This window comes from Microcoleus sp. Pol10D4 (assembly GCF_036701555.1).
Classification (GTDB): domain Bacteria; phylum Cyanobacteriota; class Cyanobacteriia; order Cyanobacteriales; family Microcoleaceae; genus Microcoleus.
Window position 1 is genome coordinate 1 of record NZ_JAUBRA010000039.1, and the last position, 24,998, is coordinate 24,998.

The following is a 24,998-nucleotide window of genomic DNA, read 5'->3' on the forward strand; positions in this document are numbered from 1 at the left end:
TCCTGGCACATCTCTTGATGAAATTATTCGTGCTTATTGTGCAGTCTAGTGTCTCATACTTATTTGAAATGACTATAGTAGCTAGCGCCCCACTTTTTTCCGAACCGAGAACCGCTGCACTAACAGTCAAAGTTAGCAAAAACTTGAAATGATTCACCGTATTTATGCTCCTTTGTTTGTGAGATTATGCACTCATTCTAAATTAGCAATTAGCAATTACCAATGACCAAATGATGTCCGATATTTTTGTGATGATCCGCAATCAGAGTAACGTCGCCATGACTTCAGTTGACGGCATTGCGTTTGTCACTTTACTAACTCAAGAAGGACGAGTGCTGGCCGAGGAGAGAGTTGACCTGTTTGAGGCAGATGTGAATTTTGATAACCTGAACCAGGGAAAATATACTGTAGTTGTCAGGCACGAAGGTGTTGAACCTCGATCGGCAACCTGTAGTGTTACAATCACCGATGAAGATAAAGTAATCATGCTGACATTTGTTTACTTGGAGCTAGAACGGGTGCTGCTCCGCATTCAAACTTCTACCGAAGAAAGACTATGACCGTGAAAGTTACTCCGCCAAATTCAATTAAAATGTTTCGCTATCGAGTACATTTCTTGGCCAAAGACCTCTGGAGGGAAAAAAACCCGATTTGTCGGATGAATCTGGCTTTACAGTTAGCCGATGTGGCGACAACTCTGGCTAGGTTGGAAGTAGAAGAGGCGCGAAAATTTCAACAAGAGTCTGCTATTGTTGAGGCAAAAGACTCGACGGAACCTGAAAAGTTTTGAGTGTATGAGGTTGCTTTCTGTGATCCGCGCAACCCTTGCGTGATAGCAGTTTAAAAAACTAACGTAACTGTATAAAAGCTCCAAACCCTGATAGTCATCACTCATTTTTAATCTAAAATCTCAAATCTCAAATCTAAAATGGTATGACTCGCAACTCAAAACTATTGTCATTTGTTGAGCTAGTAAAAAAACTGTCTGTATAAAATTGAATCTCCGTGCTAAACAATAACTTTCTGCCTTGCGAGGTAATTGGTTGTCGAAAAAACTGCGTTACACTTATATAGGTATCTTTACAAAACAACATAAAAGCATGACTGTTGCCTATCCCCGCAAGCTTCGCAACGCAATGGGAGCGCGCGAAATTTTAGCTAATGTAGTGCGCGATCGCGAAATTCACCTGATCACCCTCAACCGCTACCGCTACAGCGAACAGCGCAGTTGCAAAGACCTCACCGAGGTGATCGAACAGCTAAACGGGGAACCAGCCGAACTCGTGCGCGACCTGTCTCGGCACATTTCCGACGAAGCGCGGCACGCCATGTGGCTCACCGACTTGCTGGTAGACCTCGGCCAAAATGTGGGAACGCCACCAGGAGTCTCCTACATTGACGAATTTGAAAGGTTGTATGACAGGGAACAACAAGACCCCACCACAAACCGCGAAGACTTCGTAATTTCTTCCCTCGCGGCGATTAACGTCACCGAGAAGCGGGGCTGCGAATACTTCTCAGCGCACATCCACGCCCTCAAACAGGCCCCCCAAACCGCAGAAAATGTTAAAATTCGCGAAACCATCGAAAAGATTTTTCCCGAAGAAGCTGGTCACGTCCGCTGGGGCAACCGCTGGCTCGGCTCCATAGCTGCCAAAAGCCCGGAACACCGCCAGAAGGTGGAACAGGCAAAGCGCAAGTATGTGGCGATCGAACAAGCAGCTTTTGAATCGGGAATGGATATCATGTTGGGGGCAGAACTCCGCCGCGTCACCCGCCTAGTGGATATTGCCAACACCATGCCGATGTGGGAACGCCCGCAATACCTGATGGAACGCTTGCCCGCAAGCCTGCTGGCCCCCGACCTGCAAATGACCAGAGTCGATGTAGCTCAGCGCGCCTGGAACCGCGACCCGCAGGCATTTATGGAGAAATTGGTGCCCATGTTCCTCAACGGCTTGAATAACATTGAGAAGAAGTCGGCGACTAAGCCCAAGGCTTAAATACGATCGCGAACCTGGTTGAAACCGCTCTGCAAGTCAAACTTGCGTCTGCCTCCGCCAACAAGCGAGATATACTGGTTCCCTGGCATAGCCTCGGAACCAGTTATTTAACCCTCTTTTGTCACTTTCGGCAGAAAATAATCTGGGATGGTTATAGCATAAGACTTTTACCAAAAACCTTGATTTGGGCCATTCTGTTAGAAAATAAATGCTCACATCCTTGATATATCTACAGTTGAAAATTTTGGTCTTATTTTTAATTTCCCAGAGTGACAAAAGAGGGATAAGGGCATGTCCTGAGCCAGAGATTAGAACCGCTAAGGTCATTAAATAGTGTCAAGCGTGTGACACACGGCTTTAGGTTTCCTAGACCGGATAGGCAGGTGGCTATTTTTCCGACGGTCTTCTAAATCTTTTTCACTTCGACAAAGACTTAAGAACCCGTCGGAAAAATCCCGCTAGAGGTTTAGCCGGGGATAAGCTCATTTCAATTGGTAGGCTTCATGAGTTAAGGCGTGTCCTTAGCAGGCGCCTCTTCAGCGGGCGCCTCTTCAGCGGGCGCCTCTTCAGCGGGAGCCTCTTCAGCATCTCCCGCAGGGACTTTAGCGAAACTGACATCAATCCCAAGTAACTTCCAAGCATCCGCTTCGGGTATGTATTTTAAGATGAAGCTTGTTCGGGCAGGTGTGGAGGGATAATAGCCTTGGAGGACAAGCACACCATCACTATTTATTGCTGGCGCTGGCGTAAAGATTGGTTCCCTCTCGTTGACAATGGATTCAATATTAAAATTTTCGTTTTCATCGGTAATCGACTTAAAACTGGCCGCCAATCGCTCCACCGTTATGTTCTTTTGGAAGAACTTAGAAGTGGTCGTGTGGAACTTTGTGAAGTCCTTGGCTTGAATGGCCTCGTTCCACGCTAACAGAGTCTCTTTCGTCAACTTTGTTAGTTCTGCCGTTGAAGGCACCTTGTCCGGTGCGAAGCCAGTCGAAGCAACGCCGGGCGAAGCGATAGTGTCGGTATTGCCGGTGGTCGCCGTAATTGTGCAGCCATGTAAAATCGGAACCAGGCAAAGCGCCAGTGGCGCCCATATCAACATCAATTTGTGGCGAATTATCATTTTCTGTCCCTTTGGGTACGTTGAAAAGTCTGATTTCTGATTCAATTAGTTTCCCCCGCGAGTGGGGAGTCTGATGCCGTTAGGCGTTGAGTAATTCCGAGAATTGATTGAGAAATATTAATTTAAAAAGCAATTTACAGTAGTTTTACTGTAGAGGGCTTTTTTATTATTATTTTTTAATTTTAGAAGGTTTTTTCGCTTATAACGATCTCACTATCCTCGGTTTTTACTTGAAAAGAACTTCCCACCGAGTACAGGAATGTTGTTCCCTTATCAGTGACCTCTTTTGCCCTATAAGTTCCGTCACCCATAACGACGCCTAAAAGAACATTGGAATCATCGGGACTTCCCTTATTTACATATACTAGATAGTTGACCTCGTATTCATCCTGACAAATGGATATTTCATAGCTGGCTGTTGAGAAGTGTTCATATATTTTGTCATTATCCACGCAAAGGCTGGTAGCTTGTGCGATCAACAAATTTCCCGAAGAGGTGGAACTCAAGTTCTCACCAATAGCAGAAGGCGCAGCTAACAAAGGTAATCCGGGTAACAATAACCCAAAAATGGTACCAACTATAGCAGAATACTTGCAGCCTTCAACCCAAATTTTTGAAGTCATTTTGTTTGTTTTTTTAAGTGGTAACTTTTTAATTGTATGTTTGTTTTTTTACTGTGTCAACCGTGGTTTTTCGTAAGTATTTATACCCCCTCTATACTGTTTTTGTGAACTTTTAAATATTTGGGAACTTAGCTATAACCAGCTTGAGGGTGAATAGTGCCTACGCAAAATGCAGGAGTGAAATATACAGTGATGCCAGTTGGTCGGAAACAACCTAAAACCCTATTAAGGATTGAAACAATTTCTTCACATTCCGATAGCCTAACCCGACATCAAATCCTAAAAAGCAATCTTTGAATTGGGATTTTAGGACAAAAAAGTCACTGTGTTCAGGGTGCAAGGTAGGGGAGCGCAGGTTGCAGGGTGAGGGTGAGTGAATATCACCCTTCTCACATCGACAGCACTCAAATGTATCAGAAGCTAGAGAGTAGAGATAAGGGTAAGACTAGACGTAAGACAAAAAGTAAGACATTAAAAAATAGGTGGTGGCTATTTTCCGACGGTCTTCTAAATCTTTTTCACTTCGACAAAGACTTAAGAACCCGTCGAAAAAATCCTGCTAGAGGTTAGGCGGGGATAAGCTCATTTAAACTGGTGAGGTTCATGAGTTAAGGTGTGTCCTTAGCAGGCGCCTCTTCAGCGGGCGCCTCTTCAGCGGGCGTCTCTTCAGCGGGCGCCTCTTCAGCGGGTACATCTTCAGCGGGCGCGTCCTTAGCATCTCCCGCAAGGGGTTCATCGTTTAACATGACATTAATTCCGAGCAACTTCCAGGCATCCGCTTCGCGTAAGTATTTTAAGGTGAAGCTTGTTCGGGTAGGTGGGGTGGGGTAATAGCCTTGGAGGACAAGCACACCATTACTATCTATTGCTGGTGCTGCCGTGAAGACTGGTTCCCTCGCGTTGACAAAGGGTTCGATATTCGTACCATTTTCGTTTTCATCGGTAATCGGCTTAGAGGCTGCCGTCAATTTCTCCGCCGTGGTTTGCTGTTGCCACACCTTAGAAATGGTCGAGTAAAATTGTGTGAAGTCCTTGGCTTGGATGGCTTCGTTCCACGATAACAGGCTCTCTTTTGTCAACTTTGTTAGCTCTGCGGTTGAAGGCACCTTGTTCGGTGCGAAGCCAGTCGAAGCAACGCCGGGCGAAGCGATAGTGGCGGTCTCGCCGGTGGTTCCCGTAATTGTGCAGCCATGTAAAATCGGAACCAGGCAAAGCGCCAGTGGCGCCCATATCAACATCAATTTGTGGCGAATTACCATTTTCTGTCCCTTTGGGTACGTTGAAAAGTCTGGTTTCTGATTCAATTAGTTTCCCCCGCGAGTGGGGAGGCGGTTCTACTGCCTGTAGAAACTTGGCTGCTGGAAGCTATTGTGTTTCCATCCAATTACTTTCCCCAGCGAGTGAGGAGTCTGATGCCGTTAGGCGTTGAGTAATTCCTTAACCTATGAGTTTCCCTTCAATTAGTTTCCCCAGCGATTAGGAAGCTAAAGAAGTAATGGGCAAAGGGTTAGCACTAGAATTCAAGTTTCCCTTCAATTGTTTCCCCACTCGCGGGGGAAACTTCTATGATACACCCCAGACAGTGCAAGATGTTTAGAGGCTCTTTGTGAGGCTCAGAGGTTTTCCCTCAAATTTAAACTTGTGGCTACTCATACAACATTCTCAAACCCTTACGCAGTAACCTTGCGAGGCTGACAACACAAAAACATTATTTGACAATACTCCGGACAGTTTTTGAGGCCGAGGCTGAAACCCTCATTCTACCGTTAGCATTTGACCTCACTGAGTAGGCTAAAACCCGCATTCTGCCGTTAGTGATTGAAAACTGTCCGGACTATTGATTTGAGGTATTTTGTCACTAGCCTCGCAAGGTTAGGGGAGTTACCTAAATCAATAGGGAACTTAACCGAGCTTAGGAATTATTCTCTGAGGAGATTAATGGTTTGCGGGCAGATAGCCTATTTGTCAGCATAACCCTCCTTTGTCACTTTCGGCATAAAATAATCTGGGATGGTTATAGCATAAGACTTTTACCAAAAACCTTGATTTGGGCCATTCTGTTAGAAAATAAATGCTCAAATCCTTGATCTATCTACAGTTGAAAATTTTGGTCTCATTTTTAATTTCCCAGAGTGACAAAAGAGGGTTAAAGTCATAATTTTAAGCTTTAGCAAGTAAACTGATTATTAGAATAGTTTTCCATCTAAATATAATCATGACTACCAGCGAGCCGAACATACAAACAGCTTCCGCAGAAAGCGAATCGAGGGAAAGCGCGATCGCCTCCGAGCAGGTCGAAAAAGCCACAGCCGTCACCTATGCAGAAGAAATTGAAACTGTCATCGCCAGCATGGCTGTAGACCAAAAAGTGATGGTCGGTCAAAATGAAGCTGGCGGACATCTTTGGAAGTTTAAGTACGGCAGTGTTGAAGTGTTCGTGCAACTCACTGGCGACACCGAAGATGATACTTTGACTGTTTGGGCTTTTGTTCTGCAGTTGCCGGCGAAGAATGAAGCTCAATTAATGCGGAAACTTCTAGAAATGAATTGGCTGTCTACTTTGGAATCTCATTTTGCGATTGTTGACAATCAAGTTGCGGTAATATCGACTCGGACGATCGCCGAAATCTCGGCCGGGGAAATTTCTCGGGTTATTACTATTGTCGCCACGATCGCCGATGATAATGATGACCTGCTGCAAGCAGAATTCGGTCAGTAGTGATTAGTTAACAGTTAACAGTCAACAGTCAACAGTCAACAGTTAACAGTTAACTAATATGCAGGCCCTGCGATCCAAGCAATAGTAATTCCCAGCCCCAAACCGACAAGCACTTGAAAAGGAGTGTGTCCCAGCAACTCTTTCAGGCGAGCCTCATTAAGGTTGTGATCTTCCTCAAAAAACTCATCAATAATTTGGTTGAGGATGCGAGCTTGCTTGCCTGCAGCTTGGCGGACGCCTGCTGCGTCGTACATCACAATAATTGCAAAGATCGCAGCGATCGCAAAGTCCGGACTTTCCCATCCCATCGTTTGTCCGACTTCAGCAGCCAAAGCGCCCACAAAAGACGAGTGAGCGCTGGGCATTCCCCCCGTTGTTACCAAATACTGAAGATTAAACTTGCGATTTTTAACCAACTCGACCGGCAGCTTCATGATCTGAGCCGCCAGACAAGCGAGCAAAGCAACCACCAGTACATGATTGTTTAAGACGCTGCTGCAAATTTCCTGCATAGTGTTTGATATTTCTAGTTACTGCGGCTGGTAATAAAATCGGCGATTGCCAGCAGCGGTAGAGCTTTGCTCCCAAACACTGCCAATTGATCCTTAGCATCAGCAACAAGCTGCGAAGCTTGGCGCCGAGACTCCTCAATTCCCCACAAACTGGGATAAGTGACTTTTCCTGCTTGAACATCTTTGCCAGCAGTTTTGCCCAGTTCTTCTTGGGTAGCAGTAATATCCAAAATGTCGTCAATGATCTGGAAAGCCAACCCAATATTTTGAGCGAAACGAGACAGCCGCTGCAAATCGGCAGCCGAGGCCCCAGCCAGAATAGCCCCACAAACTACGCAAGCCTCTAACAGCGCGCCTGTTTTGTGAGCGTGAATGTAATTCAAAGTTTCCAAAGAAACATCTGTCTTTCCTTCCGATTCCAAATCAACCACCTGACCTCCTACAAGTCCAGCAGCGCCCGATGCCCGCGCCAAATGGGCGATCGTCTGCAACACCTGTTGGGGGGGTACGTTCTCAGTTTTAGTGGCGATAAATTCAAAAGCATAGGTCAGCAAACCATCGCCAGCCAAAATGGCGATATCCTCGCCGTAGACTTTGTGGTTCGTCAGTTTGCCACGCCGGTAGTCGTCATTGTCCATTGCCGGCAAATCGTCGTGAATCAGCGACATCGTGTGGATCATTTCCAAAGCGCAAGCTGTCGGAATTGCCATAGATGTAGTGCCGCCTGCCAGTTCGCAGCTAGCGAGACACAGGATCGGACGCAGGCGCTTGCCCCCCGCTAGCAGCGAGTAGCGCATTGCTTCGTAAATTTTCTCTGGGTAGATGACCGGGAGTGCACTGTCTAGAGCTACCTCGATCGCCTCTTTTCGCTTGACTAGATAAGCAGATAAATCGAAAGAGGATTCCGGTTGGGACGAACCCATTTCTGTTGCCAATACCATCCCTTGCTCTCTTGTACTGAATAGTTATGTGGGATATTCTGAGCCGTTGGGGTCGCATCGTGCCGACTTTTACGGCGGTAGTTGCTCGAACTCCGAGCATCAATTAATCATTCTACGGGTGTTGTTGCACAGAAAATCTTTGAGTTTTGATAACTTTGTCAAATTACCAGTCAATCTAAAATTTACAATCTCTTTTCTCAAATCTCAAATCCGCTGCTGCTGTCTGGCGACTTCCAAAAACCGCTGCACCGCCGCCGTTGGATCGCTGCGCCAAATTAGGGCGATCGCCACAATGCAGGTTGATTCTGGCAAAGATTTGTAAACAACCCCGTGGCGCTGGAAATTTTGCATCGACTCAGGGACGATCGCCACTCCCATCTCGGCGGCTACCAGACTCACAATGGTTTGCATTTGAATTGCTTCTTGAGCTGCGATCGGGCTAAAACCTGCTTGCTGACAAAGACTGACGATCGCATCGTACAATCCCGGAGCCTGGGAACGGGGAAATAAAATGAACGGTTCCGTGGAAAGTTCGCGTAATTCAAGATGCGTGCGATCGGCCGCCGGATGCGTTTCTGGAAGTGCCACGATCAGCGGTTCTCGAAAAACGATTTCAGAATTTATCCCCTCTTCCTCAACCGGAGGACGCACGAAGCCGATATCAATTTGCCCGAACCGCAGGCGCTGCAACTGTTCATTTGTCGTCAGTTCGTGCAGTTCGAGTTTGACGGCGGGACACCGAGTGCGAAAAGCCTGCAAAATGGCTGGAACCACGTTGTGTGCTGCCGAACTCACAAAGCCGATCGTCAGTTGGCCGAGTTCGCCCCGACTGGTTTGTCGGCCGAGTTGAATTGCTCGATCGACTTGCTGCAGAATTTTCCCGGCCTCCTCGAAAAAAACCTGTCCCGCAGCCGTTAAATGCACCGTCCGCTTGGTGCGGCGAAACAGTTGAAACCCCAACTCTGCCTCTAAATGCTGGATTTGTTGACTCAGCGGAGGTTGGGCAATATGCAGTTTTTCGGCTGCGCGAGTGAAATTCAGTTCCTCTGCAACTGCAATGAAATAACGCAAATGCCGAAGTTCCATAAGTCCCAATGATTGATATTTTAAAAGTATAAGTGGTTAGTCAAACATATATTGGACATTGGTGATGATATTTCATACAGTGATTAATAGGCGAAGTTGAGAATTAAACAATGGCTAATTTGGATATCAAAATTAGAGAAGCAGAGCTGGCAGATTTGGAATTAATCGTGGATTTTATTTCCCAAAAAAGCGAGTTTGATGGCTCTAATAATTTGTTAGCAGCAACAGCAGAGAAATTGCAGCAAACGTTGTTTTGCCAGCCTCCGCTAGTGCGGGTTTTGTTGGCGGAAGTTGCCGAAAAAGCCGTAGGATTTGCTCTTTTTTATTCCTCCTATTCAAGTTTGTTGACGCAGCCGTGCCTTTGGCTTGATGATTTATTTGTGCAAGCTCCTATGCGCGGTATGGGAGTCGGTACAGCGCTGTTAAAGTATTTGGCACAAATTGCTGAGTCCACAAATTGCGGGCGGATTGAATGGACTGTTAATACTGGCAATGCGCCGGGAATTGCTTTTTACCAAAAGCAGGGAGCGCGGATTTTGGAAAAGATTAGAGTTTGCCGTATTGATGGGGATGGAATTAATCTGCTTGCTAGCAAATAATTTAATAACGAACCGCGAAGGCGCGTTAGCGAAGCGGCGCGTTAGCGCTAGAACGCGAAGAGAATAATAGAGAAAAGAGAAGAGGAAAGAAGAGAAGAGATGTCAGAAAATTCTTGGAATACAGCTCTTTATGAGCAAAATCATGCTTTTGTTTGGCAGTACGGCGAATCGCTTTTGGAGTTACTCGCTCCGAAGGCTGGTGAACAAATTCTGGATTTGGGCTGCGGTACGGGACAGTTAACTGAAAAGATTGCTCAAAGTGGTGCTTTTGTGCAAGGTATTGATTCATCTTTGTCGATGATTTCTACGGCAAAAGTTAACTATCCTCACATTAACTTCGCTGTCGCAGATGCGAGGAGTTTTCAAGTAGAAGAGCCGTTAGATGCTGTGTTTTCTAATGCGGTTTTGCACTGGATTAAACAGCCAGATGCTGTGATTAATTGTGTGGAAAAAGCGCTGAAGCCGGGAGGGCGTTTTGTGGCTGAGTTTGGCGGTAAGGGGAACGTGGGGGCGATCGTCCGGGCAGTTTTGAGTGTTTTGTCAGAAATTGGGTGCGAGGATCCTCAAGCGCTTAATCCTTGGTATTTTCCGAGTATTGGCGAGTATGCTGGGCTTTTGGAAAAGCAGGGATTTGATGTGGGTTATGCGGTTTTGTTCGATCGACCGACTCCCCTAGAAGGTGGCAGCGCGGGTATGGTAAATTGGATTGAAATGTTTGCTGGCGAGTTTTTCTCAGGGTTGTCTGATGATGTGCGATCGCAGGTAATTAACTCCGTTGAAGAGCGTTTGTGGCCGACGCTGTACCGCGATGGTAATTGGAGTGCAGATTATCGCCGAATTCGCGTTGTTGCTGTCAAAAATTCCTATTGACAAATATAAGGCTTCAAATCGGGGAGATTTGTAGCCTTCGTTCACTCAGTATCCCCATCGCGCCGCACGTTAGTCCCAGCAGTTATTTTCTTTTCCTATTGTAACTGCGCTTTTGTGTAGAGCCCCATCAATTCTCCCCTGCCAAAAACTTACGACTCAGGCTTTTCGGATGTTGAATTTTACAGTCATATTTGTAGGGGTAAGCCGGCCCTATAAAAAATATTGTTGGCATGATACTTAGCCTCAACCAAAATAGACTCCTCCTTAACAAATAATAATCTAAGTTGGCGCTTCCATAGGGAGCCGGAAGCAAAAACGAACTAACACTTAAGGAAATAGCAAATGCTACAAAAGTTACGCTCAAAGCGTTTAGCCCTTCTCGCCAGTGCGACCAATTTCCCGCAGAAAGGCGCGCCGCTAGCCATTTGTAAGTTGGCTGATAGCGAAAAACTCGATCGGGAAAATGTGCGATCGTAAATTCGTATCCGCAAACACCGCAACAACTCGGTTTCATGGATAAACCGGGTTGCTAAACACAGACCTTAGTTTAAATCTGTTCTTCCCCTTGATTAAAACGCTGACTTCCTTGATTTTTATCTAAGCGCTAAATAGCATTTTTGGAAATAGTGAGGATGCCTGTAAACGAATTTTGGCTTACTCTCAAAGCTTGTTACTTATTTTTAACTTCTGCCAGTTCGCGCTGTAAATTGTCAATTGTCTGTTGAAACCGAGCGGCTTGTCTGAGCATTTCTTGTTCGGAAAAATCCAGCAATTGAATTAAATTGGCAACTTGATTTTCCAGTAATTGGGTTTCGGCAAAATAGTTATTTGTAACAAAACTTGTAGGATTTTCTGAATAGTCAAAAACACTTTGTTCGTCGGGCATGGATAATGCGGTTTTTACACTAAGTGCCAAATCTTTAAACATTTCAGCCCTGCTTTGGGGAATTTTAACTTTCAGGAACATCACTACCGCAAACACACTTCCTGACGGCAGAAGTCCCCCAAATCCCAAGACAGACTTGACTTGGTAGGGGATAATTAAGGAATTTTGCTCAGGAATAAAGGGGCTGCCTTTTGCTTCTGATACGTGAAAAATATTTAATACTGCGGGTTCTAATTGCAAGAACCTCTCTCGCTCAATTCCGAGGAATGTAGGAATGTCTAAACCGAACTGCCTGATTATTTCCGAAATCGCCGGCATTTGAGCCACTAATTTTGTGCTAACTAATGGAATAGCTGTATTTTCTACTGCTGTGTGCCGAGAATTCCACTGCGGTTGTGTGCCTGCGGCTGCTAGCAGAGTCCAACATTTCATGTCGGCGGCGGGAGAATTGCCCTTCATCAAGCGGCGGGCGGATTGTTGCAATGAGTCTTCTAATTCCCCGTAGGGATGAGTTTTGAACAAACGCACTAAGGCACAGGTATTTTCTCCTGTTTGCGAGTCGCAAAAATGTTGGTAAATATAGTTAACAATTTTCTGGCTGCTGGCTTCCATACTAGCAGTATTTCTGCCTAAGTGGCGCAGGACTAAGCTGCATTTAGCCATGTCTTGCGGGGTAAATAAGGTAATATCGTACATTCAAAAACGCTCTCCCAGAACTCAAACAGTCTTTTCCATTTATCGTTAAGGTCGCTAACGCATCCGGAATCCTACTGAGAGTTTTGAACAAAGTGTTAGTGAAAATATGGAGAACATTTGCCCGCCAAATGCAGTGGTTGTATGGCAGGATACAGAAATTAAGATTAAAGAAAAAAAAGTCTATTCCCTAGGGTAGGTCACAGGGACAGAAAAGCCGATGTACAATTTATAAAATAATTTTTTACGAGAATTCCCCCAGAGGAATTAAAGAAACGGGGTTTTTCACCGGATATGCCTAGCGTTTTACAGGGCATTTTCGTAGATAAAAGTCGGTTTCTCGGTAAGCCATATTCACCGAAATCCTAGAAACTCAAGCTGCAATTTTTGTGTCGGGCGATCGCACGCCGATGAATCAAAAATTGGTACAATTTCTTCAGTGTTGGACGCAAAAACCGGGTTTGCTTACAGAGAAAAGACCCGGTTTTTGAGGTATTGGTAAGTAGATGCTGTGTTCAAAACTTTTAACCACCCCAAACAACTCTACTCAGCAGGTGGAGACTTTGCTTCCAGGGCATCTTTAGCAGACAATCCCTGATCTTGAACGCCAAAATACCACAAACTAGCAGCAGCTTCGGCGCGAGTCACTGGTTTCTTCGGCTGAAACAGAGTAGTAAAACCAAAAACGCGACGAATATTCGCCAAATCTCCATTGTTAAAATCAGCTAAAACTGCCCGCGATGCCTGGGAATCAATCTTAGAAGCATCTTGAAAGCCCCACTTTTCTTTCACTCCCTCAATGTTAGCTGTCGGCAAAACTTGACGACTATCTAAAGGCACTTTCCAGAGAATCATTGTTTCGCGAGTTAAAGGTGCATCCGGGCGGAATTTCACATCTTTAGTTTCTCCTGAAAGCGAACTCGGAATTATACCGGCTTCTGCTAAACCTTGAATTGCTGAAAAATCCGGGTCTGTTTTGGGTACGTCAGAAAAGGCTGGTTCGCTAGAGTCTACTGCTAATCTAATTTGTTTGGCTTGACGGCTAGCATAAATCTGGTTGTTAGCTGCGACTAACCAGCGGGCGTATTCGCGGCGAGTGATAACTTTGTTGGGTTTGGGCAAAGTGTTGCCAGTTTCTAAATTAGCACTTTCTGTCGTTAGCGAAGCCCTCGGAGAGGATCGCACTTTTAGCACTTCCAACTGACTTAAATCAGCCACATACTGCCGCAACTGTTGAGGAATTTGGGTGTCTAGTTGGCTAACTTTTGCTGATTTTGGAGAGGCGGATGGTGTGGAAGTAGTTTCCTCTGAATTAGATGGAGTTGGTGAAGCGGTTGGAGATGCGCTAGACTCGGAATTATTAGGTTGGGGACTGGCGGCAATTTCGGGGCTTTCTTTGCTGTAGTCGATCGCAAATTCTGTAGAACCCCCTACCTTTTGAGTAGGAGAAAGCGACACTGTTACCCGTAAATTATCTCGCGTTGCTACCAAAGAACCTTGTCCCTCGGCGGTGGGACGGCTGACTATTTCCCAGTTGCGACGCCCAAACTCTGTGGAGTAAAAGTTCTGAACCGAATTAACAGGATCTGTGCTTTCCCAGCGCAGCCGCACATTTTTTTGCGACGGATCGGTTTGCCCACCAACTTCGATTAACTCAGCATTAGGATAGAGTGGAATCTCTGTTGGGAAATCGGGAGGAAGTTTGGCGGTAGAGTTTGTCTCAATTGCTGTCGCTGGTGGCGGGGAAGAGAAAACCACTGGATTTTGTTTTAATTGCGGATCAGCGGCTAAAGATTCTTCGAGTGCCTTGCTGTTGGGGCTGTTTGCACAAGCTGTGACAGCAGCCAGCAGACACACCGCTAGCCAAGTATTTACAGCAGCGAGTATATTGGTTTTACTGGTTTTACTGGTTTTAGCTGGCGATCGCCCCTGAGAGTTGCCTCGCCGTTGAGTAAATATAATATTCAGCATAAATCCCCCCTTTGCGGATATATTTCTAGGCTAGCGCAGATCGATCAGGCAAATATATTTCTTACCCAAATGAAATTTTTGTATTTACTTCTAGTTACTGCTACATTACTTGTCTCGCCTGTCAAGTTTGCCCGTCCCGCTGCATCTCAACCAGCCCCGCTGCGGACAGCCATTCAGACGCCAGAGTGGCAGCCATTTTGCTCAGCGATGGGCCAGTTTGCGATCGATATGCCGGGAAATCCCAAAATTAATTCCGAAATTTTTTCAAATCAAATTATTGCTCATACATATCGATCGAACTTAAAAACTAAAGAAACTTATTTGCTTCAATATTTTGACCTAGATTTTCGGCTGAGTAACAATAATATCAATAATATCAGAATAACTTTAAATAGTGCAGTTGATTTATTCGTCGTGGGAGCGAATGCTAAATTGTTGCAAGTGCGGGATATTTCCCTCGGAGGCTATCCGGGAAAAGAGTTTGAGTTTCAGCCGCTTTCCCCCACTGAACCGATAGGTGTAGGTCAAGTTTTTTTGGTGGAAACCCGCGTTTATGGGCTGGTTGCCACTACCCCAGAACCAGAAAATGCTAAAAAATTTCTCGACTCTTTTCGTTTGTTTTGAAGCAGGAAGTTTGGCAATGAGTAGTGTACGAGATTTAACAGATTTAACGGAGAGATGTTGAGCGAATAAATCACAGATTCCCGGGAAGAGAGAAAAATAAGTTGGGAATGGCGCTCGAATTTATTAATAAAACTTAATGCTTGGCAACTGGGTGTTTAGGAAAATATTGGCTTGGGCAACAAAAAAGATGCCCATCAACCGCGTTTTTGAGGAAGAATCTAGTCAGAACTAAATTACGCTAAATTTGACTTAGTACCTTATTGTATTTCTTGTACTCTATCTAACGGCATAGATAAATTTTACACCCGTGGAGCGATGTAGATACTTCCTCAAGTTTATATATTTGAGATAAGGATTTTTAAATCGCAGAAAGCACAAGTAAAGATGCTGTCTTGCTCCATCTGGCTCCCATCTGGCTCAACCAAGTCAGCCTCATTGAAAGCTTACCCGGAGGGTATTAACCTATTATGAACAAATTAACACCAATTCTCCTCAGCAGCATCCTATTATTTGGAGCTGCTGCTTGCAGCGACGTGGCTAAAACTAGCGCTGATTCTCCTAGTTCTCCCACAGGAAATACCACTACCCCGCCCCCAGCCGATACTGTTCAAAAAACTCAGGGTGACGCCACTAGCCAGATTCGCCAAAACCAAGCAAATTCTGATATCAGGGCCAGAGAACAGCGCAACAATGTGACGGGAGGCGATGCAATTAGAGCTGATAGCGACCTGCAAAGTGAAGTGCGGTCCAAGTTAGAAGTAAACATCACTAAAGGTCAGCTAACTGTTGAGGCAAAAGACGGGCTTGTCACCGTAGGTGGCACAGTTCCCAATCAAACTGATTTAGCTAAAATTGAGCCACTAGCTAAAGAGATTAAGGGTGTTAAAAATGTCAATGTTACGGCTGTTGTCGCCCCCGCTGCACCCGCATCGCCTAGCAGTAATCAATAAATTAGCCGGAAGAATTCCGAGGGAAAGAAGGGAGAAAGATGTAGTTATCTAAGAGAGAAGTCTGAGGGAAGAGGGTAAAGTTTGGCATTGTAAAATTGCTTGCGGAGCAGATTGCAAGGCTTAGGTGACTATCAAGGAAGAGCGGGATTTTAAGTGAAAGAGTTTAAATTGAATTTTAAATTCAGCCATTCAAAACTCGCGCAATACCTGCAACTTCCCCTTCCCAATTTCCGATTTCCATCCCGGAGAATTAGTGGGAAACCAACCTGAAGATAGAGCGGGAATTTATTCCCAGCGACCGATGAAAATTGTTGGGAAAAAATGACTAAATGTGATTGATGGCAGAGCATAAATTCTGTGGTTGTGTAAAAGTAGTATATTTTCCAGGAGAAAAAAAATGGCTTTAGGTCAACACAAGCGAGCTGTAGGAGCATTTTCTAGTTATCGAGATACGGAACTAGCCCTGATGGAACTGCAAAGTACCGGGTTTCCGATGAATAAAGTTTCGGTAGTTGGCGAAAATCTCGATCGCAGCAAAATTGCGGGCGCTAGCACTGGTACTGGTACTGGTACTGGTAAGGATACCGACGACCAAGTGGCCGGCGGCGCCAAAGCAGGCGCGACAGCGGGAGTCGTGACGGGCGGTTTGATTGGGTTACTCGGAAGCATTGGGGCCCTGGCGATTCCGGGAGTTGGCCCGGTGATGGCGGGGGGCGCGATCGCAACTCTGCTGGCAGATACTGTAATCGGAGGCGCGATTGGGGCAGCAGCAGGCGGTTTGGTAGGCGGTTTGGTCGGCTTGGGAGTTCCCGAAGAAAAAGCTAAGGTTTATAACGATCGCGTCTCGCGCGGAGAATATTTGGTATTCGTAGAAGGAACAGATGCCGAACTTGCCACAGCCGAAGGAATTATGACTGTGCGGGGCATTCAGGATTGGGGCATTTACGATGTGCCGGCAGACACCGGCCGCAGAGCTTCGGGTCGCCAGAAGCGCGCCGTGGGAGTATTTTCAACCCGCCGCGAGACGGAACACGCGCTGGGAGAACTGAGAACTGCCGGTTTCGACATGAATCGGGTTTCGGTCATCGCTAAGGATGCTGACTCGAAAGGGGACATCGCAGGCATTGACGTGCACGACAGCACGGACAACAAGGCCGATGAAGGGGCCACAAAAGGCGCCCTCACGGGTGGCACTTTGGGCGGTTTGACAGGCTTGTTGGTAGGTCTGGGTCTAGTGGCAATTCCGGGCATCGGGCCGATTATGCTGGCAGGAGCCTCAGCTACGGCGATCGCCACTACACTCGCCGGTACAGCTTTGGGTGCGGCAGCAGGTGGCTTGATCGGAGCTTTAGTCGGTATGGGAATTCCCGAAGAGGAAGCTAGAGTATACAACGATCGCGTGGCGAGAGGAGATTACTTGGTACTGGTTGACGGCAGCGAAACAGAAGTCGCTCAAGCCGAAAGCATCCTGAGTCGCGGAGGTATTCAACATTGGAACACCTACGACTATCCCAGCGTCGATAGTGCTCGGGCTGATTACGGCGCTCCTGGCACTCCAGGGGTTGATACTACGCCTGGTATTTACGATCCCAATCAGGGCGTTACCGGCAACCGTCGGGTTTAATAATTCAGACTTTGTTTGGGCATTGTTTCTACTTTCACCAGGCTAGTCACACTGGCGCACTCGGATTGTGGAAAGTAATGCAACCAACAGCGGCGACCTAGCGGTTTTATGCTTCGTCGGTAAAATTATCTCAAAAGTCGGCTTTTTCCCTGAAAGCCGGCTTTTGTTTTGTTCTGGAAACCTAAAAACGCCACCTCTCAAAAGTTTAATTTTGATTAGGGGTTCAATCCGTGAGCTGGACTTTGCGCCGGAGGATCGATCGGCTCCCTGAAATTTTACAGCAGAAATCCGCAGCGTTTTTTTAGTCTGTAACACTCACTACTGCTCGATTTTAAACCCCGCAGTATTATCAAATTTAATGACCTAAATTACGACAGATATTGCCCAGTTAGTCAAAGAGCGACTATCTTTAATTATGGGTAGCTAATTTCAGCAACTTATACAGGTGAAGTAGCCAGTCCCGCGCGCCGAGTACGGCATGCAGTGGTCGGCAACTATTAGAATAATATTGTCGTCGCTTTCCCGCCAGACTTAGGCTGGTCATTGCTTGGCTGTAGCAGCCCAATTGCTGTTGGCAAGACCTGCGGCATGAATACAGTTTTTCTGGGAATGCCTCAGAGAAGCATTTGAGAAGCCCAGGAACAGCTTTTATGTCCGGGAGCGCGTCTGGTGTCGAGTGTTCTGTAAATTAGAACCGCAAGCGCTCATGGATCAAGAAAACATTAACAGCAAGCACAGCAGCGCGGGAATAGGGGAACGACTCGCGAGCCATTTTTTCGCGCAATCTCAGGCTCAGCACAGCGTATTGCTTGCTTCGCCGGCGACTCGCTCAGCACGCCGAGGGAAACAGCCTTCCTGTTGGTTTTCACTGGCACGGAGCACAGTGGGGGGAGGTGACACTAGCTGAGCTGGCCTGGCGCTGCCGTCCGGGTTCATCGAAGGTAGAAAGCACTTATTTAGAAGGCATTAGGGGTTGAAGCTCCGATATCTTCTTTCTTGATTGCACTCATAAATTCGATCGCCTGTACTGGCAAATTTTCGGGTCAGAATGCGGTGCGGATGCCACCCCCAATACCCCAAATATTCGATCGACCTTGACAAGATCGATCGACAACTTCTCGGTATTTTGGTAAAGAGTTAGCAGGTAATATTTAGTGGTTACAGTTAGTACAAATACAACTAATTATTAACAACTCATATCAACCGCCAACTAATTACTAGCAAAATAATACTTACAGGACTTACAGGCGGCTAGAAATGCGTTTTTTTTAATAACTTCCGCGCTAGCAAACCTCATCAGATTATACCAGAACCAGGTTTATTTTCGTACATTATAACTAGGTGAGCAGGGTGATGGTAGAAATCAAGCAGTTTTGACAATTGTCAAGGTGGCAGTTTAAGTTTTAAAAACTGACTGGCAAACACGATAGTAGAAACTTTCACACAACATAGAACATCGAGAAATTAAGGAAACTCACTCAATTTTTTTTATGAATTTCACTGAACTTTTAAGTGCCGATGAACTTTTAATTAGACATAGAAACGGGGAACGAGATTTTCGAGGAGCTAACCTCATTGCAGCTCATTTAAGTGAAGCTAATCTTAGTCGAACAAATTTGAGCAACGCTAATTTGAAAGGTGCCAAGTTAATTAGAAGCAAACTGATTGGAGCTAATTTAAACGCCGCCGACTTGAGCGGGGCCAATTTGTCTAAGGCGAAATTAATTGAAGCTAACCTGGGGAGTTCTAGTTTAACTGGAACTGTGGCGATCTCTGCAGATTTTAGCGGGGCAAATCTCAGCGGAGCAATATTGTCTCAGGCTGACTTGAGCAAAGCTGTGATGACGGGAGCGAGTTTAGTAGGAGCTTGTTTGCTAAGCGGCTCAAAACTAACGGAGGCTAATTTGAGCGGGGCGACGCTGAGCCGAGCAATTATGAGCGGGGTTGACTTAAGTAGAGCAAATCTGACGAGAGCGATTCTCAGCGAGGTAGATTTGACCGGGGCAAATCTGAGCGGAGCAACTTTAACCCGGGCTTATCTCAATCGCGGAAATCTCAGCGGCGTCAATTTGGTTGGGGCTTGTTTGAGCGAAGCAAGTCTGCGGGAGGCTTCTATTAGCGCTGCTAATTTGAGCGGTGCTGACTTGAGCGGCGCTGACTTGCAATCGGCCAATCTCAATGGTTCTAATTTGAGCGGTGCCGACTTGCAGGGAGCTAATTTGAGTAAAGCTAATTTAAATGGTTTGATTCTGCACAATGCTGATTTGAGGGCTGCGAATTTGAACAAAGCTTCTTTGCGGGGAGCTAACTTGAGCGGTGCAAATTTGGCAGGTGCTAGCTTGCTGGAAGCGGATTTGCGGGGGGCGAATTTGAGTCACGCCAATTTGTCGGGAGCGGGTTTACTGCTGAGCTCTCTGACAGGGGCGAATTTGACAGGAACTAATTTGTCGGAGGCTAATTTGATTGGGGCCAGCTTGAATGTTGATAATTTGAATGAAGCAGCTTTGGGCGGGGCGATTTTGCCGAATGGAGCTACTCACAGCCGGGATTGATAAGTTGATTAAGGGAAAAAAGTTTTGAGTTTTAAGTTAAAGAATCTTTAATTCAAAACTCAAAACTTTTAAGAATAAAAAATTCAGGATTCAAGAGTCATAATTCAGTTGTGGGGACGGGTTTTAATAGATTGTGGGCGATCGACAATCTATTAAAATTCGGACTCAGCGGTGCAGTCTCAGAGGCAATTTCAGCATTGCTTTGACTAACTCATTCGCTTCGACAGGTTTTGCAACATGATGTTGAAACCCCGCAGCAAGAGCTTGTTTCTGATTAAAGTCTCCAGCATAGGCAGTCAGGGCGATCGCCGGAATTTGCCCGCCCAGCTCTGGTGGTAGAGATCTCATTTGCCGCACTAGCATATAGCCATCCATATCTGGCATTCCGATATCGCACAGGAGGATATCGAAGGGTGTGGTTGAGAGCAGTTGCAGTGCCTCGATCGCAGACCCAACGGCAGTCACTTTGGCTCCGGCTTGTTCCGCTACAAATGCCACAAACTCGCGTGAATCCTGTTCATCATCCACAACCAACACGCGCACAGAGGCCAGGTGAAGATCGTCCCATCGAGCTTCTGTTGTATCGGCAACTTCTTCAAGCATATTCGCGGTATGCAAAAGGGGAAGTTCAACGGTGAAGCTGGCTCCCCGTCCTTCACCCCTACTCTCAACCCAAATTTTGCCGCCGTGCAATTCCACAATTTGACGTGCAATCGCCAGCCCCAGTCCCAAACCCCCAAATTTACGAGTTATGGCTCCATCCTCTTGCCGAAAATGCTCAAACACATAAGGCAGAAACTCAGGATTGATGCCTTTTCCTGTATCGGTGACAAGAATCTGGGCATAACTTGCAGTTTGGGTTAACCTAACGCTAATTTGCCCGCCTTGAGGGGTGAATTTCACGGCATTGGATAAAAGATTCCAGATTACTTGCTGCAAGCGCCCGGAATCGCCCATTACCATTCCGATGCCGGGTGAAAAGCTTGTTTGAATTTCCAGCGACTTGGCTTCGGCTGCTAGCCGAACGGTTTCCAACGCGGCCGAGATCACCCTATTCAAATCAACGGACATCCGATTCAAACTCAGTTTGCCGCTCAGAATGCGGGAGATGTCGAGCAGGTCATCAATCAGTTGTAACTGGAGTTGGGCGTTGCGTTCGATCGAGGCAAGGGCGCTAGCCGTTTTTGCAGCGCCCAGTTTGTTTTGCTGCAACAGCTTCGACCAGCCGAGAATCGGGTTGAGGGGCGATCGCAATTCATGGGATAGCACCGCCAAAAACTCATCTTTGATACGGTTGGCGGTTTCCGCGGCTTCCCGTGCGGTTTGTTCTCGTTGTAGGAGTTGTTCTCGTTCGGCTTCGATGCGCTTGCGATCGCTAATATCTTTGAACACGACGGCAACTTTTCGCGCTTCTAGCTGCCCGGTGCGGCAGGCATAAACGTCGAACCAACGGTTCATTGCTTCAGAGCCATTCTCCCACCGAACAGCTTCACCTGTCAGGGCGACTTGAGCGTAAATCTTAATCCAGTGGTCTTCAAGATCGGGGACTAACTGACGCGCCGTTTTACCAGCGGCTTGTCGAAGTCCCGTTTGTTGCTCGAACGCCGGATTGGTTTCTAAGAAGCGGTAATCGATCGGCGTGTCATTGGCATCAAACAGCATTTCAATGATGCAAAAGCCTTCATCGATCGACTCAAACAGCGTTCTATAGCGTTCCTCCGATTGGCGCAGGGCTGCTTCCGCTTGAATTTGATCGGTGACATTCCTGAAATAAACGGTGATTCCCTTTGCCGCAGGGTAGGTGCGGAGTTCGTACCAACGATCGTGGTCGGGATAAAACGCCGTAATTGATGCAGGCACGCGATCGCGCATTGCGCTCATATAGATCGGCTCCAACTCGTTGCCAATCAGTCCTGGGTATTCTTCCCATAAATTCTTGCCAATCAAATCACCCGGAATGCGATCGAGCAAGGTTTGGGCGAATTGATTGACGTAGGTGAACCGCCAGTTTTCATCCACGGCAAAGAATGCTTCACCAATACTCTCCAGAATATTCCGACTCTGCTCCTCGCTTTCACGCAAGGCTGCTTCCGCCCGTTGGCGCTCGTTTTCAACGCGCACGCGATCGGTGATATCAACGGCAGCGCCGTAAATCACTTGTTCTTCTGGGTACGGCTGGGCATTCCAGAGAAACCAGCGATAGGAACCGTCTTTGTGGCGGTAACGGTTTTCAAACGTAAAGGTTTCGTTACCCGAGAACAGACTATCGGTTTCTGCAATAGATGGGCCCAGGTCGTCCGGGTGGACAAACTCAGTCCAGGGGCGGGATGTCATTTCGTCCGGTGTCCAGCCGAGGGTTCGTTCAAAGGTTGGGCTGACCCAGTGGAAATACCCGTTTATTCCCGTAATCACTTGCAAATCCGAACCGACGGCAAGAAACCGTTCCCGTTCCTGCTCAATTTTTTTGCGCTCGTTGATATCCCGGAAGAAAAGAGACAGCCCCGTCGGTGAAGGATAAACGTGAACTTCAACCCACAAATCAAACGGAGCATAATATTCCTCAAAGTCCACCGCAACCTGCTCGCTCAATGCTCTGCGATACTGGAATTCAAACTGATTGCCGATCGTGCCTGGGAATGCTTCCCACATCGTTTTGCCCAGCATTGCTTCTAGGGGAGTTCGCGACACTCGTTGTGCGGCTTCATTAGCGTAGGTAAAGCGAAAGTCGAGATCCATTGCCATAAACGCATCGGTGACGCGCCCCAGAATGGTTCGCTCTCGCACAGTTGCTTCCTGCCGCAGCCGTGCCAGTTTCAAACTGGCTTCTACCCTTGCCAGTAGTTCACGCGCCGAGAACGGTTTAATTAGATAGTCATCGGCTCCAGCTTCAAGTCCTTCTATGCGAGCTTCTTCGCCTGCGCGGGCTGATAATAGAATGATCGGAATGTCTTGGGTTGCGGGATTAGAACGCAGCGATCGCAACAACTCAAACCCATTTATCCCCGGCATCATCACATCGGTTAATACCAAATCGGGTAGATTCTGCTCAATGGCAGTCAAAGCAGCAACGCCATCGGCGACGGTTTGAACAATATAAGAACCGCTCAGGAGTCGTCGAATATAATCGCGCATATCAGCGTTGTCATCTGCCAGGAGAATTTTAGATTTTAGATTTTGGATTTTAGATTGAGCGGGTTGATTGACGAGTTCATGAGTGGATGGAGCCATGCTCCATTTTTCTAATCTAAAATCGCCTTCTGGCAACCAGCGTTGAGCTTCTTCGACATAGGGCATCGCGCCTAACGCCGTTGATGCTAACGTGCGGCTGGCGCCAATGCGCTCCGGCGGCAGATGAGCTGTTCCGGTAGGAATCGTCACTGTAAAGCAACTGCCCTGCCCAAAAGTGCTGCTGACATCGATCGCTCCCCCATGTAGTTTGACGAGTTCTTGCACCAGCGACAGCCCAATGCCGGAGCCTTCAAAACTCCGTCCTTCCGAGTTTTTGATTCGATGAAATCGCTCAAATAAATGCGGTAGTTCTTCGGACGGAATCCCGACCCCTGTATCTGAAACCGTTAATTCAACACATTTTTCTACACACCGTAATCGAACCGTAATTGTTCCCGCTAGCGTAAACTTAAAGGCATTTGATAATAGATTGAGAACGATTTTTTCCCACATTTCGCGATCGATATAAATCGCTTCTGGCAAGGGTGGACAGTCAACAATTAGCGACATTCCCACCCGTTCAATCAGCGATCGAAACGTGCTAGCAAGTTCCGCCGTATAGGTTGCCAAATCTACAGGTTCATAAGATGCTTGGACTCGACCTGCTTCGATGCGTGAGAAATCGAGCAAGCTATTGACGAGTTTGAGCAGCCGCATTCCGTTACGCTGCACCAACTGTAATTGTTCCCGTTCTTGAGGTGGAATTGTTCCATCCAGGTTGGCGATCGTTTCTTCTAACGGCGACAGCATTAAGGTCAGCGGCGTGCGGAATTCGTGAGACACATTGTTAAAAAACGTGGTTTTAGCACGGTCTAACTCAGCTAATGCTTCGGCACGTTTACGCTCTTGTTGGTAAGCTTGGGCGTTGGCGATCGCTGTTGTCACCTGCCCTGCCATCAAGTCAAAAAAACCTTTGTAATCATCATCAAACGTTCTCAGCGGACTCACTCCAGCAATCAGGAACCCGAAGGTTTCTCCCGATCGAGCTAGTGGTAGAACTACCGCTTGATGGGGAGATTGGGACCACGCGCCGCCCGGTAAAAGTCCAAATTGCGCCTCCAAATTTTCAATGATTCTGCTTTCGCCCGTCTCCATGACAAGCTTCAATTGCCACTGGCACTTTTGGGCGGATGTAAGCTCGATCGCCTCACAAGAGGCAAGGGTTCCGGCTGCTAACCTTGTTGTACCCGCGAGTCGTGCGATCTCGCTTTCGCCATCGAGTAGATAAAACAGTGCAAACGGGATGTCATAGGCGTTATTGGTCAATACGGTGGCGGCAATCTCGCAAGCTGCTTCTTGCGTCTTGGCGGTGACTGTTTCTGCTGCTAATTCGCGCAGCGTTGCCAAGCGGCGATCGCTCAAAACGCGCTGAGTGTCCTCGCTACAGGCGCAGAAAATACCCCCCACAGGGCCATCATCATTCGCCACCGGACTGTAGGAAAAGGTAAAGTAGGTTTCCTCTGTATACCCGTTGCGCTCCATTAGCAGAAGCAATTCTTGATTCCACGTCGATTGTCCCTGGTTCAAAACCGCTTCTGCTTGCGGGCCTAGCGTGTCCCAGATTTCAGCCCATACCCGTGATGCAGGCTGACCTAGTGCTTGCGGATGTCGCTTGCCGAGCATAGGAATGTAAGCATCGTTATAAAACTTGGTCATCTGCTGTCCCCACCAGACGAACATGGGGTAGCGAGAGCCTAAGATGATCCGAATCGCGGTTTTTAAGCTTTGCGACCAGGTTTCGACAGCCCCCAGCGGCGTTTGCGACCAATCGTGCGATCGCATCAGCATCGCCATCTCGCTATTTCCTGCAAAAATCTGTTCAACGAGTTGATACTGCTGGATCATGCGCTTGTCTTTCCATTGATCCCACACAAACGGGCAACGATACTATCTCGGCTGACCGGGCGGGTTTAGCTAGGTGACGCCAGACACCCAGCGGAGATCGCCTGTTGCTGGTCAACTTTTACAGCATAGGCTGCCAGAGCGAGCGCTGG

At 47.1% G+C, this 24,998-nt stretch carries 20 protein-coding genes; 11 read left to right on the forward strand and 9 right to left on the reverse strand.

The window, feature by feature from the left end; all coding sequences use genetic code 11:
* The first annotated feature begins 230 nt into the window (after positions 1 to 230).
* The 3 genes from QUA36_RS18935 to QUA36_RS18945 all read left to right on the forward strand — a co-directional run bounded on the left by QUA36_RS18935 (position 231) and on the right by QUA36_RS18945 (position 2,003).
* Positions 231 to 560 carry a hypothetical protein gene (locus QUA36_RS18935; RefSeq protein WP_333458720.1) on the forward strand — a complete coding sequence of 110 codons (330 nt, stop codon included), beginning with the start codon at positions 231 to 233 and terminating at the stop codon, positions 558 to 560.
* Complete coding sequence (locus QUA36_RS18940; protein ID WP_333162062.1) at positions 557 to 790, forward strand: hypothetical protein; 234 nt, start codon at positions 557 to 559, stop codon at positions 788 to 790. The genes QUA36_RS18935 and QUA36_RS18940 overlap by 4 nt, the downstream gene beginning before the upstream one ends.
* Before the next feature lie 310 nt (positions 791 to 1,100).
* Positions 1,101 to 2,003 (forward strand): ferritin-like domain-containing protein, encoded by a 903-nt coding sequence (locus QUA36_RS18945; RefSeq protein WP_333458721.1) that lies wholly within the window; start codon positions 1,101 to 1,103, stop codon positions 2,001 to 2,003.
* 508 nt (positions 2,004 to 2,511) lie between these two features.
* On the opposite strand, the gene QUA36_RS18950 is transcribed toward QUA36_RS18945, so the two are convergent.
* The 3 genes from QUA36_RS18950 to QUA36_RS18960 all read right to left on the reverse strand — a co-directional run bounded on the left by QUA36_RS18950 (position 2,512) and on the right by QUA36_RS18960 (position 5,008).
* Entirely contained in the window at positions 2,512 to 3,126 is a 615-nt protein-coding gene (locus QUA36_RS18950; protein WP_333458722.1) for a hypothetical protein, read from the reverse strand.
* A 182-nt stretch (positions 3,127 to 3,308) separates the two neighbouring features.
* Positions 3,309 to 3,749 (reverse strand): hypothetical protein, encoded by a 441-nt coding sequence (locus tag QUA36_RS18955; RefSeq protein ID WP_333458723.1) that lies wholly within the window; start codon positions 3,747 to 3,749, stop codon positions 3,309 to 3,311.
* 608 nt (positions 3,750 to 4,357) lie between these two features.
* Positions 4,358 to 5,008 (reverse strand): hypothetical protein, encoded by a 651-nt coding sequence (locus QUA36_RS18960; RefSeq protein WP_333458724.1) that lies wholly within the window; start codon positions 5,006 to 5,008, stop codon positions 4,358 to 4,360.
* 956 nt (positions 5,009 to 5,964) lie between these two features.
* Between QUA36_RS18960 and QUA36_RS18965 the strand changes: the two genes are divergently transcribed.
* Positions 5,965 to 6,468, forward strand: a complete 504-nt coding sequence (locus tag QUA36_RS18965; RefSeq protein WP_333458725.1) for a YbjN domain-containing protein — start codon at positions 5,965 to 5,967, stop codon at positions 6,466 to 6,468.
* Between the two features lie 53 nt (positions 6,469 to 6,521).
* Here QUA36_RS18965 and QUA36_RS18970 read toward each other — a convergent pair whose 3' ends face one another.
* From QUA36_RS18970 to QUA36_RS18980, 3 genes are all read right to left on the reverse strand, one after another.
* On the reverse strand, positions 6,522 to 6,980 hold the full coding sequence (locus QUA36_RS18970; RefSeq protein ID WP_333162069.1) for a divergent PAP2 family protein: 459 nt from the start codon (positions 6,978 to 6,980) through the stop codon (positions 6,522 to 6,524).
* A 14-nt stretch (positions 6,981 to 6,994) separates the two neighbouring features.
* Positions 6,995 to 7,921 carry a geranylgeranyl diphosphate synthase CrtE gene (crtE, locus tag QUA36_RS18975; protein ID WP_333458726.1) on the reverse strand — a complete coding sequence of 309 codons (927 nt, stop codon included), beginning with the start codon at positions 7,919 to 7,921 and terminating at the stop codon, positions 6,995 to 6,997.
* Between the two features lie 204 nt (positions 7,922 to 8,125).
* On the reverse strand, positions 8,126 to 9,007 hold the full coding sequence (locus QUA36_RS18980) for a LysR family transcriptional regulator (RefSeq protein ID WP_333458727.1): 882 nt from the start codon (positions 9,005 to 9,007) through the stop codon (positions 8,126 to 8,128).
* Positions 9,008 to 9,117: 110 nt separating this feature from the next.
* Between QUA36_RS18980 and QUA36_RS18985 the strand changes: the two genes are divergently transcribed.
* From QUA36_RS18985 to QUA36_RS18995, 3 genes are all read left to right on the forward strand, one after another.
* The gene (locus QUA36_RS18985) at positions 9,118 to 9,606 is read left to right on the forward strand and encodes a GNAT family N-acetyltransferase (RefSeq protein ID WP_333162074.1); all 489 of its coding nucleotides are present in this window, start codon (positions 9,118 to 9,120) and stop codon (positions 9,604 to 9,606) included.
* A 99-nt stretch (positions 9,607 to 9,705) separates the two neighbouring features.
* The gene (locus tag QUA36_RS18990; RefSeq protein WP_333458728.1) at positions 9,706 to 10,476 is read left to right on the forward strand and encodes a methyltransferase domain-containing protein; all 771 of its coding nucleotides are present in this window, start codon (positions 9,706 to 9,708) and stop codon (positions 10,474 to 10,476) included.
* Positions 10,477 to 10,818: 342 nt separating this feature from the next.
* Positions 10,819 to 10,953 carry a hypothetical protein gene (locus tag QUA36_RS18995; protein ID WP_333162078.1) on the forward strand — a complete coding sequence of 45 codons (135 nt, stop codon included), beginning with the start codon at positions 10,819 to 10,821 and terminating at the stop codon, positions 10,951 to 10,953.
* Between the two features lie 193 nt (positions 10,954 to 11,146).
* On the opposite strand, the gene QUA36_RS19000 is transcribed toward QUA36_RS18995, so the two are convergent.
* Positions 11,147 to 12,058 carry a histidine kinase gene (locus tag QUA36_RS19000; RefSeq protein ID WP_333458729.1) on the reverse strand — a complete coding sequence of 304 codons (912 nt, stop codon included), beginning with the start codon at positions 12,056 to 12,058 and terminating at the stop codon, positions 11,147 to 11,149.
* A 540-nt stretch (positions 12,059 to 12,598) separates the two neighbouring features.
* A complete protein-coding gene (locus QUA36_RS19005; protein ID WP_333458730.1) occupies positions 12,599 to 14,026 on the reverse strand; it encodes an S-layer homology domain-containing protein in 1,428 nt (475 codons plus the stop codon).
* A gap of 69 nt (positions 14,027 to 14,095) precedes the next feature.
* Between QUA36_RS19005 and QUA36_RS19010 the strand changes: the two genes are divergently transcribed.
* The 4 genes from QUA36_RS19010 (at position 14,096) to QUA36_RS19025 (ending at position 19,776) form a co-directional block, all read left to right on the forward strand.
* The gene (locus tag QUA36_RS19010; protein WP_333162083.1) at positions 14,096 to 14,650 is read left to right on the forward strand and encodes a hypothetical protein; all 555 of its coding nucleotides are present in this window, start codon (positions 14,096 to 14,098) and stop codon (positions 14,648 to 14,650) included.
* A gap of 467 nt (positions 14,651 to 15,117) precedes the next feature.
* Positions 15,118 to 15,600 carry a BON domain-containing protein gene (locus QUA36_RS19015; RefSeq protein WP_333451449.1) on the forward strand — a complete coding sequence of 161 codons (483 nt, stop codon included), beginning with the start codon at positions 15,118 to 15,120 and terminating at the stop codon, positions 15,598 to 15,600.
* A 397-nt stretch (positions 15,601 to 15,997) separates the two neighbouring features.
* Positions 15,998 to 17,224 carry a histidine kinase gene (locus QUA36_RS19020; RefSeq protein ID WP_333162087.1) on the forward strand — a complete coding sequence of 409 codons (1,227 nt, stop codon included), beginning with the start codon at positions 15,998 to 16,000 and terminating at the stop codon, positions 17,222 to 17,224.
* Between the two features lie 1,490 nt (positions 17,225 to 18,714).
* Positions 18,715 to 19,776, forward strand: a complete 1,062-nt coding sequence (locus QUA36_RS19025; RefSeq protein WP_333458731.1) for a pentapeptide repeat-containing protein — start codon at positions 18,715 to 18,717, stop codon at positions 19,774 to 19,776.
* 165 nt (positions 19,777 to 19,941) lie between these two features.
* On the opposite strand, the gene QUA36_RS19030 is transcribed toward QUA36_RS19025, so the two are convergent.
* On the reverse strand, positions 19,942 to 24,849 hold the full coding sequence (locus tag QUA36_RS19030) for an ATP-binding protein (protein WP_445301444.1): 4,908 nt from the start codon (positions 24,847 to 24,849) through the stop codon (positions 19,942 to 19,944).
* Positions 24,850 to 24,998 lie beyond the last annotated feature (149 nt).